19 protein-coding genes are annotated in these 19,693 nt (G+C 47.8%); all 19 read right to left on the reverse strand.

The annotated features are described in order from the left end of the window. Nucleotides 1-24 precede the first annotated feature (24 nt). Nucleotides 25-963, reverse strand: coding sequence for a cysteine synthase A (gene cysK, locus ACX9NY_RS23335; protein ID WP_339238945.1), 939 nt, complete (start codon nt 961-963; stop codon nt 25-27). A gap of 345 nt (nt 964-1,308) precedes the next feature. After that, nucleotides 1,309-2,259: a peptidyl-prolyl cis-trans isomerase gene (locus ACX9NY_RS23340; RefSeq protein ID WP_339238944.1), complete on the reverse strand. Its 951-nt coding sequence runs from the start codon at nt 2,257-2,259 to the stop codon at nt 1,309-1,311. Nucleotides 2,260-2,282: 23 nt separating this feature from the next. After that, entirely contained in the window at nt 2,283-3,173 is an 891-nt protein-coding gene (gene hslO, locus ACX9NY_RS23345) for an Hsp33 family molecular chaperone HslO (protein ID WP_472475329.1), read from the reverse strand. 103 nt (nt 3,174-3,276) lie between these two features. Beyond that, the gene (locus ACX9NY_RS23350) at nt 3,277-4,047 is read right to left on the reverse strand and encodes a type III pantothenate kinase (protein ID WP_026081372.1); all 771 of its coding nucleotides are present in this window, start codon (nt 4,045-4,047) and stop codon (nt 3,277-3,279) included. Nucleotides 4,048-4,053: 6 nt separating this feature from the next. Then, nucleotides 4,054-4,920: a carboxylating nicotinate-nucleotide diphosphorylase gene (gene nadC / locus ACX9NY_RS23355; RefSeq protein ID WP_339238942.1), complete on the reverse strand. Its 867-nt coding sequence runs from the start codon at nt 4,918-4,920 to the stop codon at nt 4,054-4,056. Continuing rightward, a complete protein-coding gene (nadB, locus tag ACX9NY_RS23360; protein ID WP_472475332.1) occupies nt 4,917-6,551 on the reverse strand; it encodes an L-aspartate oxidase in 1,635 nt (544 codons plus the stop codon). The genes nadC and nadB overlap by 4 nt, the downstream gene beginning before the upstream one ends. Nucleotides 6,552-6,586: 35 nt before the next feature. Next, nucleotides 6,587-7,525: a quinolinate synthase NadA gene (gene nadA, locus ACX9NY_RS23365; RefSeq protein ID WP_017691350.1), complete on the reverse strand. Its 939-nt coding sequence runs from the start codon at nt 7,523-7,525 to the stop codon at nt 6,587-6,589. Nucleotides 7,526-7,824: 299 nt separating this feature from the next. Next, nucleotides 7,825-9,870 carry an ATP-dependent zinc metalloprotease FtsH gene (ftsH, locus tag ACX9NY_RS23370; RefSeq protein ID WP_472475334.1) on the reverse strand — a complete coding sequence of 682 codons (2,046 nt, stop codon included), beginning with the start codon at nt 9,868-9,870 and terminating at the stop codon, nt 7,825-7,827. Nucleotides 9,871-9,970: 100 nt separating this feature from the next. Then, nucleotides 9,971-10,510: a hypoxanthine phosphoribosyltransferase gene (gene hpt / locus ACX9NY_RS23375; RefSeq protein WP_017691352.1), complete on the reverse strand. Its 540-nt coding sequence runs from the start codon at nt 10,508-10,510 to the stop codon at nt 9,971-9,973. Between the two features lie 52 nt (nt 10,511-10,562). Next, nucleotides 10,563-12,002 (reverse strand): tRNA lysidine(34) synthetase TilS, encoded by a 1,440-nt coding sequence (gene tilS / locus ACX9NY_RS23380; RefSeq protein ID WP_472475336.1) that lies wholly within the window; start codon nt 12,000-12,002, stop codon nt 10,563-10,565. A gap of 44 nt (nt 12,003-12,046) precedes the next feature. Continuing rightward, the gene (locus ACX9NY_RS23385) at nt 12,047-12,994 is read right to left on the reverse strand and encodes a serine/threonine protein kinase (protein ID WP_253428901.1); all 948 of its coding nucleotides are present in this window, start codon (nt 12,992-12,994) and stop codon (nt 12,047-12,049) included. Beyond that, nucleotides 12,978-13,730 (reverse strand): VWA domain-containing protein, encoded by a 753-nt coding sequence (locus tag ACX9NY_RS23390; RefSeq protein ID WP_339238937.1) that lies wholly within the window; start codon nt 13,728-13,730, stop codon nt 12,978-12,980. The genes ACX9NY_RS23385 and ACX9NY_RS23390 overlap by 17 nt, the downstream gene beginning before the upstream one ends. An 85-nt stretch (nt 13,731-13,815) precedes the next feature. Continuing rightward, nucleotides 13,816-16,323, reverse strand: a complete 2,508-nt coding sequence (gene spoIIE, locus ACX9NY_RS23395) for a stage II sporulation protein E (protein WP_472475339.1) — start codon at nt 16,321-16,323, stop codon at nt 13,816-13,818. Between the two features lie 484 nt (nt 16,324-16,807). Then, nucleotides 16,808-17,338, reverse strand: coding sequence for a S1 domain-containing RNA-binding protein (locus tag ACX9NY_RS23400; protein WP_017691357.1), 531 nt, complete (start codon nt 17,336-17,338; stop codon nt 16,808-16,810). 198 nt (nt 17,339-17,536) lie between these two features. Then, nucleotides 17,537-17,872 carry an FtsB family cell division protein gene (locus ACX9NY_RS23405; RefSeq protein WP_339238935.1) on the reverse strand — a complete coding sequence of 112 codons (336 nt, stop codon included), beginning with the start codon at nt 17,870-17,872 and terminating at the stop codon, nt 17,537-17,539. Between the two features lie 11 nt (nt 17,873-17,883). Then, nucleotides 17,884-18,453 (reverse strand): spore cortex biosynthesis protein YabQ, encoded by a 570-nt coding sequence (gene yabQ, locus ACX9NY_RS23410; protein ID WP_105602442.1) that lies wholly within the window; start codon nt 18,451-18,453, stop codon nt 17,884-17,886. Next, entirely contained in the window at nt 18,450-18,734 is a 285-nt protein-coding gene (gene yabP / locus ACX9NY_RS23415; protein ID WP_105602444.1) for a sporulation protein YabP, read from the reverse strand. The genes yabQ and yabP overlap by 4 nt, the downstream gene beginning before the upstream one ends. Nucleotides 18,735-18,905: 171 nt before the next feature. Further along, nucleotides 18,906-19,184 carry an RNA-binding S4 domain-containing protein gene (locus tag ACX9NY_RS23420; RefSeq protein WP_124118808.1) on the reverse strand — a complete coding sequence of 93 codons (279 nt, stop codon included), beginning with the start codon at nt 19,182-19,184 and terminating at the stop codon, nt 18,906-18,908. Next, entirely contained in the window at nt 19,184-19,456 is a 273-nt protein-coding gene (locus ACX9NY_RS23425) for an HU family DNA-binding protein (RefSeq protein ID WP_017691362.1), read from the reverse strand. The genes ACX9NY_RS23420 and ACX9NY_RS23425 overlap by 1 nt, the downstream gene beginning before the upstream one ends. Nucleotides 19,457-19,693: the final 237 nt, after the last annotated feature.

The raw sequence follows: 19,693 nt of genomic DNA on the forward strand, positions 1-19,693 counted from the left end.
GGATTGGTTTTGTCATTTGTAGGTTTAGCCTTCGAAGTTGTAAAGCGGTGTGCTGAGGTAACGTTCACCGTTACTTGGCACGATTACAACAACACGTTTGCCTGCACCCAGCTGTTTGGCAACCTGGAGACCTGCACGGATCGCTGCACCGGAAGAAATACCGGACAGGATGCCCTCTTCCTTCGCTACCTGACGAGCCGTCTCGAATGCATCATCATTCTCAATGTGGATGATCTCATCATAAATTTCTTGGTCGAGGATCTCAGGAATAAAGTTGGCACCAATTCCTTGGATCTTATGAGGTCCTGGTTTGCCGCCTGCGAGAATTGGCGAAGCTGCTGGCTCAACTGCAACAATTTTAATACCAGGGAAAGCTTCTTTCAGCACTTCGCCTGTACCTGTAATTGTTCCGCCTGTACCAATTCCGGCAATGAACGCATCCAACGTACCGCCCACAGACTGGATTGCATCAACAATTTCAGGGCCAGTCGTTTCACGGTGAATCTTCACGTTGGCTTTATTTTTAAATTGCTCAGCCATGAAATAGGATGGGTTTTCTTTCAGCAGTTCTTCGGCTTTTTTAACAGCACCGTTCATACCTTCAGCTCCAGGTGTAAGCACAAGCTCAGCACCGTACGCACGAAGCAAGTTGCGACGCTCCAAGCTCATGGTCTCAGGCATTACAATAACGGACTTGTAGCCTTTGGCTGCAGCCACCATCGCGAGTCCAATTCCCGTGTTACCACTTGTTGCTTCGATAATGGTATCACCTGGTTTCAACTTGCCTTCTTTTTCCGCTTCTTCCACAATGCTAATTGCGATACGATCTTTCACGCTTGAACCTGGATTCTGATACTCCAGCTTCACGAATACTTCAGCACTGCCTTCAGGTACGATACGGTTCAGACGAACAAGCGGAGTACCTCCGATGAGTTCTGTTACGTTATTAACTACTTTAGCCATATGAATGCCCTCCTTAGTGGATGAATAAAACTTGAGTCCTGTTAACTATACTTGTGCGGCCGATAGCCTCTGGGATGTTATAGAAGAACTGCGGAAATCCTGCTGCTCCCATCCCTTACTGCTAATATTTCAAGACAGGGTGAAGGTTTCCGTAAGTTTCTTTGTTCAAAAGTAAAGCTTTTATATCCGAGTAAACGAGTAGGTATTTATTATTTTCATCTTATCAACGTTAACCCTTATTGTCAATATGAGTACTCAAAAAAATACTCTGCCTTCGGCCCTAAGACCGCAGACAGAGTATTTTTATCAAGATGCTGCAGAGCGAGACCATATTCCCATAAAATTTCAGGAGGCAGGAATCTCGGACAGGATTACGGCTTCATACTTGTTACGCAGCATTTGTTCGACCTGTGGCAAGGGATCCGCCTGACTCAGAGCCAGCTGCATTCGAATCTCCTCACGGACCTCTTCGGCCGATTGCACCTGTTGTTCTTCTTTATCATTGAGTCTGATAATCGCATAGCCCTCTTCCACTTGAACTGGACCACCAATATTACCTATATCCAGTCCGGCAGCGAGTTGGAGAATTTCTTCGGACTGGAATGGATCATTCCGCTCAATCCAGCCCAGCCTGCCACCAGCATCACGAGAGAAGCTGTCTGTCGATTGCCTGCGGGCAGCTTCTTCAAAGTCTTCCCCCTTCTCCAACGCATCCAGTAAGGAATCGGCTTCCTCTTCTTCCTTCACTACGATAATGGACAAGTCATATTTCTCGGGGGAAACGTAGTCCTCACGGTGTTCAGTCCAGTAATGCTCAATATCTGCATCCTTGATCTGTATGCCGATCGTTGCGATTTTCTCCAACAGCAGCCTGTAGCCGGCTTCCAATTCAAGCTCCTGTTTCGACAGGCCCAATTGAGACTTCATTTCGTCATAATACGCTTTCTCCGAATCGTACCCATCCATCGCGGCCGCGAGCTCCCTTGCAATCTCTTGGGGAGTGACGATCAGCTTGCGTTCAATTGCTTCGGCATATACCGCTTTACGGTTTAACATCTGGAGTAATAACTCACTGCCGTAACGTCTTTTCAGCGCATCGGTCCACTCTTTATCCGTGATAACTTCTCCGTTGATCGTCGCTACGGTGCTTCCTTCTTCCGTATTGGCATCATGGGATGCATCTGCCTCGTCTTTGCCCTGTCTGAGACCATGCATAGCCATCACCGTACCCATGACCAGCATGCCCAGCGTCAAGACAATGACAGCCGTCCACAACCCTTTTTCCTGTCTTGTCATTCCGCATCCCGTCCCCGCATAGATCAGTTCTTGGCTTGCTCTAGGATGGTCTCAAGTTGTTCTTTATTAAAGTCATAAGCTTCATTACAGAATTGGCAAACTACTTCAGCTTGGCCCTCTTCTTCAATTAATTGTTCCATCTCCGTTTGGCCCAGGCTGATTAGCGTCTTCTCTACCCGCTCACGTGAACACTCACAGCTAAAATGAATATCCAACCCTTCCATTACTTGTACATCTGGCAACAATCGGCGAAGCAACTCTTCCAATTCAAGCCCCTGCTCCAGTAAAGTCGTCACTGGCGGCAATGCACTAATAGCATTTTCGATCGCCGTGATCTCTTGATCTGTCAATCCCGGCAACAGCTGCATAATGAATCCGCCTGCGACAATAACGGAATTATCCGTATCAACGAGCACGCCAACGCCTACAGCAGAAGGTGTTTGCTCCGATTGAGCAAAATAGTACGTGAAGTCTTCACCCAGTTCTCCTGAAATAATAGGTACACTGCCACGATATGGCTCTTTCAATCCCAGGTCTTTCGTTATGTTAATGAAACCTTCCGTTCCAACCGCACCGGCAACGTCCAGTTTCCCCACACTGTTGCTTGGCAGATGTACATGTGGATTAGAAACATATCCTCGTACTTCGCCTTTGGCATTGGCATCGGCTACAATCTGTCCAATTGGACCATCGCCGTTGACTTGTACCGTTAACTTCTCTTCACCTTTGAGCATTGCACCCATAATGGCTGCAGTTGTAACCGTACGCCCCATGGCAGCTGTAGCCGTGGGAAACGTATCATGTCTTCTGCGTAGTTCCTCAACCAGTTCCGTAGTCTGGATAGCAAAGGCTCTTACCTTTCCATTCATTGCTGTACCACGAATTAACCGGTCATGCTTGTTGTTGTTTTCCAAGTCATTCAGCCTCCTTTGGCGTATCGCCATAATAGTCGTAACACAGAAAAAACGGCACAACACTTAAGCTGTAATCTCAGCCCGCTGTATGCCGTCTCTATGCTCACCTTTCCCGGTTCCGCTCATATATAATACGCAGCCCTTCAAGCGTAAGCAGCGGATCAACTTCCTCTATACTACGGGTTTCTTCTGCGATAAGTGTAGCGAGACCACCTGTCGCGATAACTCTGGGTTTCGCACCCATCTCTTCGCGAATGCGTTCTACAATACCGTCTACCTGCCCTGCATAGCCAAATATAATACCTGCTTGCATGGCATGAATAGTATTACGGCCAATGACCTTTTTAGGTTTCTCCAGCTCTATACGAGGCAGCTTGGATGCCCGCTCATAGAGGGCTTCCGTGGCGATCTGAATGCCAGGTACAATAGCTCCACCCAGGTAGTGACCTTTCTCGTCAATACAGTCAAAGGTCGTTGCGGTCCCGAAATCGACCACGACGAGAGGGCCGCCATATTTCTCAACGGCCGCTACTGCATTAACAATACGATCTGCACCCACTTCACGAGGGTTCTCATATCGCAAGTTCAAGCCGGTTTTGATGCCGGGCCCGACGAGTAAAGCTTTTTTGCCTACATATTTCTCACACATCGCTTCGATGACATTCACCAGTGGCGGAACCACAGATGAGATGATGACACCTTCGATGTCACTTGCCCTGATACCCGACATATGAAATAAATTATAAATCAATACGCCGTATTCATCCACTGTTGACTGACGGGATGTACTCAGACGAAAGTGGTGCAGTAATTCCCGGCCTTGATATACGCCGAGCACCATATTGCTGTTCCCCACGTCTACAACTAGAATCAAAGAGGTTCACCCCTCTTTCTTTTCATTTAAATCCAGGCTGATATCCAGGCTCTCAAAAGAATAGGTTAACCTGCCAACCGAGATTACATCCACACCACTCTCAGCAATACCACGAATGGTCTGGAGGGATACGTTACCGGATGCTTCAACCTTCACATGAGGAGCCTGTTCACGAATAAGCTCAACCGCTTCACGCATCCGTTCTGGATGCATGTTATCCAGCATAATGATATCTGCCCCGGCTTGCAAGGCTTCTCTCACCTGCTCCAGATTTTCAGTCTCCACTTCAATCGTCATCGTGTGTGGAATAACGGTTCGCGCACGCTGTACCGCCTCAGTGATTCCGCCTGCACCCTTGATGTGGTTATCCTTAATCATAACGGCATCGTACAGTCCGAATCGATGATTCGCTCCGCCACCCACGCGCACTGCGTATTTCTCAAGTAATCGGTGACCCGGCGTTGTCTTACGTGTATCCACAAGTCTGGTCTCAAGTCCATCCAGCAGATCAACGTAAGCACGCGTACGCGTAGCAATCCCGGACATACGTTGCAGCAAGTTGAGTGCCAGTCGTTCCCCCGTAAGTAGCGAGTGTGTACTTCCCTCTACCTCGGCTAAAATTGTGCCGTGGGTAACCTTGTCTCCGTCTGTTACCTTCGGTGTAAAAACAAGATCAGGATCAACGATCTGAAATACAAGTTCAGCCACAGTCATGCCTGCAATAATACCATTGTCTTTGGCGTGTATAATAGCCTTGGATTGGTTGCCTGCTGGGATCGTCACACTCGTTGTAACGTCACCTGCACCGACATCTTCACGAAGCCAGTTTTTGATTGATTCGATAAGCCCTTCATTATATCCGTTCAGTATCATGACATCAATTCCTCCACAATCGCTTGTTCTCGCTGCTGCAGACTATGCTTCTGCCACACCATATCATCACGTACCGGGAAATCCTCACGATAGTGAGCCCCCCGACTCTCCTCGCGGTGTAATGCGCCACCGGTAACTAACCAGGCACAGGTCAGAAGATTGGCATACTCCAACTCTTCCTTATGAGTAAGTGTCTGATCAAAAAACTGCAATTCCTGTTGCAGCTTCTCCATGGCCTTCCGCAGGTCCTCACCTTTTCGGCGCAAGCCTACCTGACGAACCATCATTTTCTGTAATCGTAAGCGTCTTTCGGATACCGGCTTTTGCTCTTCCATGATCTTGTTGATCTTGCTATTCATGCCCGCAGATGAAGGCGCACCCACTCTTCCTTGTAATGAACCAAGCGGAGGAAGAGATTGAATACGCTCAACAATTCTCCGGCCAAATACAATCGCTTCTGATAAGGAGTTGCTTGCCAGTCGGTTAGCTCCATGCACTCCTGTAGAAGATACCTCTCCACAAGCAAATAATCGGGAGATACTGCTCTCTCCACTTAAATCCGTTTTCACGCCACCCATCATGTAATGGGCAGCAGGTGCGACGGGAATCCAGTCGGTTGTCATGTCCAATCCATAACGCATACATGTCTCATATATGGTAGGAAACCGGTGCTTGATCATCTCTGGCTGTTCATGCGTAATGTCCAAATACACGAACGTACTGTTGGTGGACTCCATCTCACTAACAATCGCTCGTGCCACGATATCGCGTGGGGCCAGTTCAAGCTGGACATGATAACGATCCATGAAGCGTTCGCCCTTCACATTGCGCAAATATGCTCCTTCACCGCGTACGGCTTCTGACACAAGGAAACGCGGGGCCCCCGGGTAACAAAGAGAGGTGGGGTGGAATTGGATAAATTCCATGTCACGCACGATAGCCCCAGCCCGGTAGGCCATTGCTACACCATCGGCAGTAGCTACATCCGGGTTCGTTGTGTATCGGTATAGTTGCCCTGCCCCGCCAGAGCAAAGAACGGTTGCCTGTGCTTTCACGAACACTTGCGATCCGTCATCCTTTTGAACCAGTGCGCCAATGCATTCCCCTCGCTCTGTAATCAGGTCAACAACAAAATGCTCATCCCATACTTCAATCCCGGGATGCTCATTCACTTCGACAGCAAGTGCACGTACAATCTCATATCCCGTGGCATCCCCGTTGGCATGCAAAATACGGCGGTGGCTATGCGCACCTTCCTGCGTCAATGCCAACTCGCCGTTCTCCAGATCAAACAAAGTACCCAGACGAATCAATTCCTTCACTCCGTCCGGACCCTCATTTACCAATACCTCTACCGCCTCGGAGCGGCATAAGCCCGCTCCTGCAACAAGTGTGTCCTGCAAGTGGTAAGCAGGTGAATCATCCTCAGCAATAACCGCAGCGATTCCTCCCTGCGCATATCTGGTGTTACTTTCAAGTAATGACTTCTTCGTGATCATTAATACACGTTGTTGTTCACTGGCCTTAATAGCAGTAAACAAGCCAGCAATCCCTGAGCCTATAACCAGTACATCCGTCTCTACAATGGGTAGCGCAGACAGATCAAAATCAACTAAATATTGCGGTATCATGTTATTCACCTGTCTTGGAGCAAGAGTAGCGCATCCTATTTTACCAACAACATGCGCTCTAGTGATTCTCTGGCTTTGTCGGCAACAGCCGGTGGCACGTAGATCTGCGGCTTCATCGTTTCCAGGCATTTCACCAGTTTCTTCAAGTTGTTCACCTTCATATTGGGACATACGAGGAACTTGGTAGCAAAGTGGAACTGTTTATCCGGACTATCCAGACGAAGCTGATATCCTGTGCCATCTTCGGTACCTACGATAAATTCCTTCGCTGATGAATTTTTGCAATACTCCAGAATAGCTGTCGTGCTGCCCACGAAATCACCCATTTCCACAACCTCAGGGCGACACTCTGGATGAACAACAAACTCTGCATTTGGATGTTTGGCTCTCATCTCCACCACATCCTTGACTGTGAGCATATCATGCGTGTTGCAGTAACCTTCCCAGATAATCATTTTTTTGTCTGTATGCTGCTGCACGTAATGTCCCAGGTTTTTATCAGGTACCCAGATAATCTCGTCGGAATCCACCGATTGAATAACCCGAACTGCATTCGCTGAAGTACAACAGATGTCAGTCTCAGCCTTAATCTCAGCCGAGGAATTGATATAAGTAACCACCTTGGCGTTAGGGTGTTGTGCTTTCAATTTGCGTAGTCCATCCACGTTCACCATATCTGCCATCGGGCAGCCCGCACGTTCATCCGGAATAATAACTGTTTTGTTCGGCGCCAGAATTTTAGCGCTTTCACCCATAAAATGAACACCACAGAAAACAATTACATCGGCATCGGTTTGTGCTGCCTTCTGGGCTAACAAAAACGAATCTCCACGGAAGTCAGCAACCTCCTGTACCTCGTCACGTTGATAATAATGGGCAAGAATAATGGCATTCCGTTCCTTCTTCAATTCCATCAGCCGCTCACGCAGCTCGCGGTTCATCTCAGCCTTGCGCTCTAAAGCCAGAGCTTCCACCTGTGATCCTCTCCTTTATCGGGACAGCGTCATACGCTGTTTCGTAGGGCCATCCTAAGTCGTTAATGTCGCTTGAGAAACGAATCACAAGCGGTTTAACAACTAATCTACACAACGTTCACGACTCTGTCAATAAATGAAAAAGGCCCGGTACAGCACCTTAACCACCTGTTTGCTAACTGGTTCGCCATCTAACTCCCGTTTATCTGTATCTATCCTCTTTTAAAATAATGGACAAAAAAAGAGAGCCCAAGGGCTCTCCTGATTTCACCTGCTGGCATAGCCAGATGTATTATTCATTAAGACGTTGGCTTCGTTCCGCCATCATCCGGGTTATTGTTATTACCTTTTTCCAGATTCGGAGACTCGTTTGGAATATCTCCTGCTGGTGACTCAGGCGTTTCATCTTTACCTTGAATACGGACACGCACATCACCGATGTTGTCGATGATTGGCTCTCCGCCTTCAGTTGGTGTGCCTTCACCATCATTGTCGTTCTCTGCTTTTGGAGTTAAGGAACCTGTTTCGATCAATTGCTTGATCTGATCCATTTCCAAAGTCTCTACCTCAAGCAAAGTTTGAGCGATCAGATGCATCTCTTTTGAATGTTTAACAAGCAAGTCCTTACATTTCTCATAACATTCATTGATAAAGCGTTGCATTTCCTGATCAATCTCATACGCAATGGAATCCGAGTAATTCTGTTCATGACCGATATCCCGACCAAGGAATACCTGTCCTTGTGAACTTCCGAATTGCATAGGTCCCAATTTCTCACTCATTCCGTATTCCATAACCATGCTGCGAACAATACCTGTCGCTTGCTGGAAGTCACTGTATGCACCAGTACCAATCTCTCCGATGAACAATTCTTCAGCTACACGACCTCCGAGAAGTCCGGTTACTTTATCCAACAGTTCCTGCTTGGTAACCAGCATACGGTCTTCTTTTGGCAACATGATTACATATCCACCCGCACGTCCGCGCGGGATAATGGTCACTTTATGTACCATATCAGCATGTTCCAGGAAGTATCCTACAATGGTATGGCCTGCTTCGTGATAAGCAACGATTCGTTTCTCACGATCACTGATGACACGGCTTTTCTTCTCCGTACCAACGATGACACGGTCAATCGCTTCGTCAACTTCTTTCATGGAAATATCTTTACGATTACGACGTGCTGCTAGCAATGCCGCTTCGTTCAAGAGATTCTCCAAATCTGCACCAGAGAAACCTGTTGTACGTTTCGCGATAATATCCATCTTCACGTCTTTAGTCAGTGGTTTATTACGGGAATGTACTTTCAGGACAGCTTCACGGCCTTTTACATCAGGGCGGTCAACCGTAATTTGACGGTCAAAACGTCCTGGACGCAGCAAGGCAGGGTCCAAAATATCTGCACGGTTCGTTGCAGCTACGATGATAATACCTTCGTTAGCTCCGAAACCGTCCATTTCAACGAGCAACTGGTTAAGTGTTTGCTCACGCTCATCGTGACCACCACCAAGACCAGCACCACGCTGACGTCCTACAGCATCAATCTCATCGATAAAGATGATACATGGCGCATTTTTCTTTGCATTTTCAAACAAATCACGTACACGTGATGCACCGACACCGACAAACATTTCCACGAAGTCGGAACCTGAAATACTGAAGAATGGTACACCCGCTTCACCGGCTACCGCACGAGCGAGCAACGTTTTACCTGTACCTGGAGGACCTACGAGCAATACGCCCTTAGGAATCCGTGCACCTACTGCTGCGAATTTACGAGGGTCCTTGAGGAAGTCTACAACCTCAACAAGCTCCTGTTTCTCTTCGTCAGCACCCGCAACATCTTCAAATGTAACCCGCTTCTTCTCTTCGTTATAGAGACGAGCACGGCTTTTACCAAAGTTCATTACTTTACCGCCGCCGCCTTGAGCCTGATTAAACAGGAAGAAGAACAGCAGGAACATAATGATCAAAGGGATAAAGGAAGTCAGCAACGTCAACCAGATGCTGTCACCTTTCATTGGCTCCTGATGATATTGGAAATTGTTAGTTTCACTTGCAGCTACAAGCTCACTAATTGCCTCATCCGTAGGAGGAATATACGTTGAGAAATTTTCTGATTTGGCGCCATCTGGTGCCTTCTTGTATTGACCGGTCACGAGATACGTTTGACCGTTGAATTGAACCGTCAATTCAGAGACATTGTTGGCTTTGATCGCTGCACGCAACTGATCATATCTAGGATTATCGGTGGCTTCGCCGCCATTGCTGACGAACTGGACTATCCCCACCACAACTAAAAAAAGAATCAAATAAAAACCAGAATTCCGGATGAACCGATTCATCCCCTACCTCCTCTCGAGACACTTTAATTATTTTAACATAGCCCGACATGGCTTCTCAACAGAAGCCAAGAACAGCTCAAGGCTTGGGTCGGGCAGGATATTAGCTACTATAGACTTCCGGCTTCAAAATCCCAATATAGGGCAGGTTCCGGTACTTCTCCGCAAAATCCAAACCGTAACCAACGATGAACGCGTCAGGAATGTCAAAGCCTGTGTAATGAGCTTCCAACTCAACTTTACGGCCTGAAGGCTTGTCGAACAGCGTAACCACACGCACCGATTCGGCACCGCGGTTTTCTAACAGTTCAATCAGATAGCTGAGTGTAAGTCCGCTGTCGATAATATCTTCGACAATCAAAACTTCCCGTCCTTCAACGGACACATCCAGATCCTTAATGATTTTGACAACACCTGATGACTTGGTGGAAGCGCCGTAACTGGATACCGCCATAAAATCCATTTCAACAGGTACCGTTATGTTTTTAACCAAATCAGCCATAAATATAAACGCACCCTTGAGCACACAAATGACCAAAGGATTGCGGTTTGCATATTCGGCACTTAGTGTTGCACCTAATTCCTTGACTTTACTCTGAATTTCTTCTTCACTGATCAATACTTCTTGAATGTCGTTCTGCAACTGTGCGAACCTCCTAAGTTATACTATGAAAGCCTTACCTGAACCATAACCACTACCCCTGAATCGCTGAATCGCCTACAGTCATGTACAGGATTGCGGAAGTGCCCTCCCTGACAGGAGCCACATTGGACCGTCGAACACCCGGTAACCAGATGATATGACCTGCTCCATCACATACCACAGGAATACGTGGACGGACAGATGGGGGGATTTTCTCATCGATGAAAATATTTTTCACCTTTTTGCTTCCGTTTAATCCCATTACTTTCATGGTATCTCCAGGTAACCGTGAACGCACAACCAGCGGCATAAGCAGTTGATCCGCATCAAACGCGGCTTGATCCGCCGATTCCGGTACATGATAGTCCTCGGGACTCACCGTCATCAACCGAATATATCGATTAATTGGGGTGAGTGAAAGCTCATAAGTTCCACTCCATTGCGCAAGACGATACTCGTAAGATTGATCCTGTACGTCCGTCCGTATGCCGAAAGAAATCAGATTATACTCCCGAGTGCAGGCGAGTGTCTGTCCTATATCCAGGCTCCAGGTCGTCACATGGGTCTCCATGACCTTGTGTCGAATGGTTTCTATACGGGTAAAGTCGACAAAATCACTGTCCAAAGGCAGATAATTCAATATTAGTTTAATCAACCTTCGTTGTAAAGCGACATGTAACTTCAAGAAGGAAGGCACCTCAAAGGTTTGCCTTCCGCCGTTCACCTGCACTAGACACCTGTATGTGTCATATGCACTCTGCTCCATGAAATCGTCTTCATCACCCACAATTTCGGCAAGCCGATTCAATGACGGCGTGAGTTGTCCATTATACTGCCCCAAAAAAGGAAGCACATCCAAGCGAATGGCATTACGCCGATATTTACGCAGGGTGTTGCTTTCATCATTAAAATACATAAAACCCTGGGTATTACAAGCTTCTACAAGGTCTGTCTTGTTTATACGAAGGCATGGACGAATAAGTTCCACATTTTTTTCTCGCCTTTTAAACTTCATTCCCGAGAGTCCCGACAAGCCGGTTCCACGAAGCAAATGAAGCATGACTGTCTCCGCCTGATCATCCGCATGATGTGCCAAAGCGATGCTTGCGGCATTATACTTGGTAGCTACTTCATGTAGAAAAGCATACCGCTTGTTGCGAGCAGCCTCCTGTGGTCCTTGACCCGTCAGCTCCATATATGAAGGAACATCGGCCTTGGTCCATTCAAATGCAATGCCAAGCTGCTGTGCCAGTTCCATCATTTTGTCGGCTTCATCATCCGATTCGGGACGGAAACCATGATGCACATGCGCACAGATCAATTCAAGCGGGACATGCCGCTTGCTGATCTCGTGCATGATATGCAAAAAAGCCACCGAGTCCGGCCCGCCCGATACTGCGACGACAATCCGATCCCCGGGAACCCATAACTGATGCTCTTCCGCTGCATCCAGCACGTTCTTCACCAGCATGTTCCAGCGTAAAGCCTCCATACCTGTTCCTCATTCCTTGCGTTATGTATATGCACTCTCACAGATCAGAAACGCAGTGCATAGATGAGCACTCCAATAAGTAATATCACAGATACAGCGAATGCGTTCTTAAGCCAGCGCGGTGTTGTACTTTTGGAACGACGGCGTAGAGGCGTGGGACGAGCCATCATTTCCTTCCACGCTTGTGCCGCATGACCTGCATCACGAAACTGACCTCGTAGTGCCTGAATCGTCCAATTGCGAAAAGGACCCAGTCGTTCACTGCGCTCCACCAGCGCTACGAGCTGATTCACACTTCGCAGTTGTGGTAATCCTTCTGCTGCCAGTGCCTTGAGCGCGTCTGCTTCAAGTACATGAATCAACAATAATGCAAATGCAAACACATCATAGGTACCATCGGCTGTACGGCTGCCTGCATTCCAGAAGCCCCGATCATACCATTCGGTGAACTGCTTGACGCTTCGACCAATAGACGTAACTCCGCCGTAGTCGATCAGTTCTACCTGCCCATAATCGGATACCAGCACATTCTGAGGTTTGAGATCACCAAACACCCATCCTGCCTGATGCAATTGTGCCAGCTTCTGCAAGAGCCTAAGTCCCACCAGAAGTGTCCAGTCTGTCCCCTGACGCCGAATGAAGTGATGAAGAGCCTCACCTCTAACGTAACGCATCACATAAAAGGGAATATCCCGGCCACGAACGGCATAATCATCCACATCTTTAAGATAGGAAGGAATGCCGCTCTGCCGAAGGGCTTCATGATTACGCTGTAGTTGAAAAGATTTGAGCACATTGACTTCCGATTGTAGATCTACCGGATCAAATCCCATTTTTAGCGCGTAGTGTTTGCCATTTTCACCCCGTTGGACAAGAAAAACGATGCCATTGGCTCCTTTGCCCAGTAGCTTCCGAATCGTGTAACGACTGCGATTCCATTTCCCTGTAACCACTGTTCCTGGCGGGAAAGAGGCGTCAGACAACGTTGTCACCGAGCATCCCTTCTCTTTCAATGCGATAGTTCCCTTCTATTTCCTGCTGTTCCTCCAGTGTACCATAACGGTAAAAATCAATCACCTTCTGAATTGCAGGACCTGTCGGTGTTGCGCCCTTCATCTGCAACCTTCCAAACAGGGACCGAACACGGCCTGGATCCGTTGTCCAGTCAATATCCATTACCGCATCTTCTCCACTGTGTCGTCCCGGGAAATGAAATACGGAAAGCTTGCTCTGACCTACACGCGCCTGCAAACTCAACATTAAATCGCGAATGCCCTCTTCAACCGCTGCCAGTTTGGGCTTCATGCTGGCACTGACGTCTATTAGCAATATCACCTGTAAGGCTGTAGTTTCAGCCATGTCATCCATCACTTCCACGACCCGGGCACGTTGTGCAGGCTCCAGATCGGTTACCGTTTTGGGCTCCTTCTCCCCCAAAATTTGTGTTAACTCTCTATTAACCGCCTGCTGAATAGTCTGAACCACCGTTTTCCTTGTCATCATCTGCATGGTATGGGCAAGCTGCCGTGTACCTACGATTTGGCTGATTCCACCTCCGGCTCTGGCAATATCCTCAATCTCCCGACTGCCCAACTCACCAATGGTTCCATAATCAATCACGCCAACTACATTAACCGTAATGCCCTCTTCCTGTGCTTCGGCCGCTGCCAGCACCGGACTTGGTCCTACATTGGAACAACCGTCGGTGATCAATAAGATTTGCTTCATCCGATATCCCTCCGTTATTCGTTACTCTCCAACTCTATGACTAGCATTGCCAGATTGAAGAGACTTCAAACAGAAGAATATGCAATTAGCTGACGGTTCGTGGTCGCTCCATCCGATTAATGCCGGGCACACGCAGTGTGGCCCATTCAGGACGGAAATGCTCTACTTTTCCAACAACGACGGTCATATCATCCAGAATTTCATGCTGCTGATATCTTATGACACTTTCAAGCAGGCAATCGGCCAAATCTTGTGGATCGTCTGTATCAATCTCTTGAATGAGTCGTTTCATCCATAGCTCTTTGTTCACAGCATACCCCGGTGCATCATAGATGCCATCCGTCATCATAATGAGGATATCACCTGGTTGTAGCTGTACCGTCACCAAATCCACTTCAATATCTTTAATAATACCGATTGGCAAATTGCTGGCTGAAACTTGAATAACCTCCTGTCCACGTTTGATAAAGCTTGGCGTTGAACCGATTTTCATAAACGTTGTCTCTGCCGTATATTCATCAATCAGCGCCATATCGACTGTGGCATACATCTCTTCAGGGGAGCGCAGCATCAGAACGGAGTTCACGGATTTGATCGCCAGTTTCTCGTCCATGCCTGACTGTAGCAACTGCTCCAGTATGTTCAGCGCCGCGCTGCTCTCCATGCGAGCCCGTTCCCCATTGCCCATTCCATCACTGAGCGCAACCGCGAATGTACCGTTTCCTAACTCAACCGTGCTAAAGCTGTCGCCTGACATCACATCTCCCCCTTTGGCAGCAGCAGCAACACCGGTGGTTACCTCGAACGTTTTGGCTGAACCAAACGTAACAGTCGCCAGTCCCTGACGAGGGTCGGTCATCGTCTCATGCAAGACGGCGATATGTTCGTCCAGTACATCCGAGATCAGCGGAGCGATCATTTTCCGGCACTCGTCGAATCCCCGTGTATATGCATGTACTATCTCAATTTCCACATTGCCCGCTTCCAGATTGATGATCTCAATCGAGTGAATGGACAGGCCCAGTGACTCCAGTGCATCCCGAATCTGTTCCTCCTGTTGCACCATCTCCTCACTTTCCCGCTGAATTTCTTTGGCCAGGTCCTCCATGACCTGAGATACACCGGACAATTGCTCTGCAACTAGCTGCCGGCTATCAATAATCTGGCGTTTCCACTGCATGTTATGCTGATGCAGCCCGTATTGGGCACGCATGACTTCAAGTACCTCTTCCGGCTTGGAACACACCCTGTTCCATTCGACTGGAATTTGCTTACCTGAAATCTCCGGGTTCCCTTCAATGGTACTCATCACATCGGTCATGTATTTATAGGTCTGAATAAACTTGGCATCCCAACATTGCGTACGCTTGAAGCAGCTTGCACATGTGCCCTCGGCAACCGCATTCATGAAATGATCCATTCCACCTTCTTTCTGTACTGGCTCGCCCGCACCGGACATCTGATCAAAGCTGCGTGACAATTGACGGAATACCTGCGAGAAGCGAGTGACCCGTTCTGCTGTGATATCCCTAATCCGCTTGGCATACTCATGCTGGGATTTGGTATGGTCCTGCGTACCTGGTACATATTTCGATATCGCCGTCATCAAGCTCTTAGGTGTCAACATAAACAGAACGATAGCCGCACATGTCTCCCATAATGAATTCATCACATCACCTGGCCCACCCAAGTAGATGGATAGAATGGACGAACCCAGCAGCATGCCCAGTGCAACCCCCGCACGTTTACCCTCTCGAAGCATCCCTGCCAGCATCCCGGCAAAAGCAAGCAGGCTCATCTGATACACCGCTGACATGTCAGCCAGACTCAGAATCAAGCCGGTAATGACCCCAACTGAGGCTCCGAGGGGGGCTCCGCCCACCAGCGCAAAGATTAATATGAGATAACGGGAGAGCATATGCTCGACGGATAAGGATTGAATGGTCCACCCCACGGCTCCCGTCATAACGGAAGCGAGCAATATAATCAGGCAGAGGATCTCTTCGTTCTTTAGGCTGAACTTTTTTTTGCGGTAGGTGAAGATCGGTATGGCTTGTATGAAAACAAGGGTAAGCACAAAGCTTAGTACCGAATCCATCGTGAGCATCAGCATAGCGTACCAGCTGAAGGATGGCCCGATCACAACCGCGAATAATTTGACCATAAATGTAGTGGTAAACACCATCGTCGGCGCATAAGATAATTCAGCACGATCATATGACTCCAGACCGCGGAAGAGCAGATAAAAGATGGCGATCTCTGATGCAACAATGAGTGGTACGGGAAACGGTGCAAAGAGACTACCTGCGAGTAGAGCGGCGCCTACCGGAATGATGTAATCCCTGCGCATGAAAGTAATTACGGCGAAGTACGCAATGGCAAAGGGAGATAACTCATTCAGGATCATCGCCTTTCCGAGTAGAAATCCCATAAACGTAAGCAGCAGTACCCATTTGCGGGAAGCCACCATTTGGACAGCCTTGCGGGAGCCAAGCCAATGTTTCAGACGTACAGACAACTCCTCCCGAGCTTCCGTACCACCTTTACCTGCTTTCATTCCCGGAAATTGAATGACATTCCACTTTTCCATCATCCTCAAGGCACCCCATTCGATTAATTTGAATTTTCGTGTTTCGTTCTCGATGGTTCTGATTATAGATAGAATAGAAGACGTAGTTTGTCAGAATAGGTGGGTAGGGTCCAAAAAGTTTACGACAAAAGAAACGAACCTGGCGCGGTGGAGCAAAACCCCGGCCTTATTGTGGTTTCTGTCCTTCCCTTACTTCATTCCGACAAAGGCAATGTCTGATTTTGAACTGGCGATGCTTTGGTCTCGCCATCATTTGAGCAGGATAGCTGTGGAATGCCACGGAAACCTGTCGGTAAAAAATGGTAGACGACAAATGTTCTTATGGTTCCATTTTGTCGTGCAGAAAAACTGGGGATATGGAGATTCACTTTACAAAAAAAGCTATTCCGCTCTTATCTGTGAAAGTCATCTGTGAAAGAAATGCAAAAAAACCGTTAGCCCAAGGGCTAACGGTTTTACTTATATGTTTAGATCAGGTTGTGACAGATTACACACGCTTGGCTCCGCGGCCTCCACGTTTGCCTTCTGTGTTCTTCTTAAGCGAAGAGATCCGCTCTTCACTATCTTTCAGGAAGCGTGACATTTTATCCTCAAATGAAGGTTTGCCTGCTGCGGGCTTGAAAGAACGGCCTCCGCGGTCACCACGGTTAAATCCACCGCCGCCGCCACCACGACCTTGGCCACCACTTGGACCTCCGCCGCTGAATCGTTCGCGATCTCCTCCACTGCGTTCCGGTCTAGGAGCTCTCGGGGGTCTGGATTGTGTTTGTTGCTCAACCGGTTTGTCAACAGCTTGCTTAATGGAAAGTCCGATCTTGCCATCCTTGTCAACGTTGATAACCTTCACTGTAACGAGGTCATTCAGCTTCAGGTGGTCGTTGACATCTTTGACGTAATTGTCGGCGATTTCCGAGATGTGAACGAGACCCGTGACACCTCCTGACAGATCCACAAATGCTCCAAAATGCGTGATTCCTGTCACCTTGCCCTCTAACTTGGTGCCCACTTCAATTGCCATAGAATAAAATGATCCTCCCTTAAAAATATACAACCCGATTTTTTGAATGCCAAAATCAATGCTGCGCTAATGTAATTATACCTTATGCCGTAAACCAAGGTCAACTGAACACTACCCCATCAGAGAGCCTATTTTTTCCGGTTTAACGGCTTCAGACACACGGATAACAAACCTAGCTCGGTAATGGACCGAATTCCATCAGTTCCCTGACTCTTCAACCTGGATTGGCGTTTCCTCAGGAAGATAATATCCTTTTTTCCGTGCCAGCTGTCCTATGTATTCAGGGTCATTCAACCGGCTGACTTCGTACTTCAACTGTTCCAGCTTCTTCAATGTATCTGCCTTTGAAGCTTGCTGAGTAGCCAGCTGAGAACTCTTGTCCGAAATTTGTGCATTCTGCACAAGGAATGTATATCCTGCCCATATTACAAATACAATCATAAACGTCATCCAAAGCATGAGGCGCCTTTTTGCACCGGCAGATTTTCCTTGGTTAGTTGGAGCCTTTGATCTGCCCACAGGTGTTTTACCCATTACGGACCTCCTTAAAACCAGCGTTTCCATATCGCTGCAATTCTTGTACCCACACGGATCATGAAGCGTGGCGTTACCCAATATTTCAGGAGCGGCCTAAACATCCAGCGGAACAACTTGCCGAAAGGTACCAAACATTGCAGTACCAGCCTGCCCAGGAATAATAGTATCGCAATTACAAAACCGAATAATACGCGAATTAACTTATAAATTCCTTTAGCCGGCATAACGATCAGGATGTTAAGGATATGTCCACACCAATGAATCAGCGTTCTTGCGAGTTTAATTAACATTACCACAAAACGCTGGGTTGTAACACTTAAAAGCCAAAAATAGAAACAAACCCCTATAATCAGCCCCAAAAAGACATAAAACCGCAACTGTCCGTGGTTTCCGGCGTATAGCATCCGAAAAACGAACAGCGCGGAAGCAACCCAATACAACAGATCGAGCGTGTGAATACTCCATCTCGGAAACCGCAGCTGTCCGGACAGTACCCGGTAACTGTCGTAGGCCATTCCCATCACGACCCCCGAAGTAAGCATCCACATCAATGTGATCCATTGAGTATCCGGACTCATCGGAACATCTTGCCGAACAGGCCTTTACTATTCTTGTTCTGGGAACCGGGGTCCAGATATTGCAGAGAGCTAACTGTGCCTTCAATGGATAAGAGACCTTCCTCCAGGCTCAGGTTTTTGATATGTAAATTGTGCCCTCGGATGGTCAGATGCCCAAGTTCAGTCTGCAGCAAAAATTCCTCACTGTCGAAGCTCTCCACGTTGGAGACACCCGTCAGATCCAGCAGTTTCCGATTCTGCATGCTCAGATGATGCTGTTTGGCCTTACCGTGCTCAACCATGGCATGTACCCCTCCTTCTTACACCTAGCTTATGGATGTGGAGGTCGGAATAGAACCAGCGTTGTTGAACAAATAACCCGTCTTCCAGTAAAAACAAAAACGCCCTTCCCTGTGACAGGAGGACGTTTCGATTCAACTTGCATTGAATGCATATTCATACCAGATGTACTGTTACCAGTTCATCCCGTTATCCTTGGCGATCGGCTCTTCCTTCACCAAGGTGTAGAGGCTGCTCGCCTCATCCTTCTTGGTACTCTCGGCAATTCGTTCCACCTTCACGGTGACCAGTTTCTGACCGAACTGAACCGTCAGCTCATCGCCCACTTTGACATTGGCGCTGGGCTTTGCTTCACGTCCGTTCACCAGAACACGTCCCTGTTCAGAGACGTCCTTGGCCACAGTGCGGCGTTTGATTAGCCGGGAGACCTTCAGGAATTTATCAAGACGCATTATTTTACGGCTTCTTTAAGTTTGTTGCCTGCTTTGAATGCAGGAACAGTGGACTCAGGAATCACGATTTCATTCCCTGTTTGTGGGTTACGTCCGGTACGACCGGAACGTTTGCGGGTCTCAAAAGTGCCAAAGCCGATCAATTGTACTTTGTCTCCGCTGGCAAGTGCATCTGTAATTTCTCCCAAAAAGCCGTTCAATACGGACTCAACGTCTTTTTTAGTCAAACCACTTTTGGTTGAAATGTTGTTAATCAGATCTGTTTTGTTCATTTTTAAAAGCCTCCCAAATTGAAAAAAAAGTATCTGCGAATCCCTGACAATACATTGATTGCCGCTGATTCGCGTTAGGTCACTACACATGTATTCTGGCTTGGCATCTGAAATCCTGCCTTGGTCCGCGACTTTTTTAGCTTTTTTGTCGATGGTCGGCAGGGAACAGTCTAAGACCAGTACCCGAAACTATCCATGACTAAACATCAATCCAGTCATTACAGTTGAACACATGTT

The organism is Paenibacillus sp. CB74 (assembly GCF_055687625.1).

Bases quoted from the DNA above. Each gene is read 5' to 3' on its own strand.
- yabP (WP_105602444.1), bottom strand. From the start codon at position 18,734: ATGGTTGAGCACGGTAAGGCCAAACAGCATCATCTGAGCATGCAGAAT.
- ftsH (WP_472475334.1), bottom strand. From the start codon at position 9,870: ATGAATCGGTTCATCCGGAATTCTGGTTTTTATTTGATTCTTTTTTTA.
- ACX9NY_RS23425 (WP_017691362.1), bottom strand. From the start codon at position 19,456: ATGAACAAAACAGATCTGATTAACAACATTTCAACCAAAAGTGGTTTG.
- ACX9NY_RS23340 (WP_339238944.1), bottom strand. From the start codon at position 2,259: ATGACAAGACAGGAAAAAGGGTTGTGGACGGCTGTCATTGTCTTGACG.
- nadB (WP_472475332.1), bottom strand. From the start codon at position 6,551: ATGATACCGCAATATTTAGTTGATTTTGATCTGTCTGCGCTACCCATT.
- ACX9NY_RS23405 (WP_339238935.1), bottom strand. From the start codon at position 17,872: ATGGGTAAAACACCTGTGGGCAGATCAAAGGCTCCAACTAACCAAGGA.
- cysK (WP_339238945.1), bottom strand. From the start codon at position 963: ATGGCTAAAGTAGTTAATAACGTAACAGAACTCATCGGAGGTACTCCG.
- ACX9NY_RS23400 (WP_017691357.1), bottom strand. From the start codon at position 17,338: ATGGCAATTGAAGTGGGCACCAAGTTAGAGGGCAAGGTGACAGGAATC.
- spoIIE (WP_472475339.1), bottom strand. From the start codon at position 16,323: ATGATGGAAAAGTGGAATGTCATTCAATTTCCGGGAATGAAAGCAGGT.
- tilS (WP_472475336.1), bottom strand. From the start codon at position 12,002: ATGGAGGCTTTACGCTGGAACATGCTGGTGAAGAACGTGCTGGATGCA.
- nadC (WP_339238942.1), bottom strand. From the start codon at position 4,920: ATGATACTGAACGGATATAATGAAGGGCTTATCGAATCAATCAAAAAC.
- yabQ (WP_105602442.1), bottom strand. From the start codon at position 18,453: ATGAGTCCGGATACTCAATGGATCACATTGATGTGGATGCTTACTTCG.
- ACX9NY_RS23420 (WP_124118808.1), bottom strand. From the start codon at position 19,184: ATGCGTCTTGATAAATTCCTGAAGGTCTCCCGGCTAATCAAACGCCGC.
- ACX9NY_RS23390 (WP_339238937.1), bottom strand. From the start codon at position 13,730: ATGAAGCAAATCTTATTGATCACCGACGGTTGTTCCAATGTAGGACCA.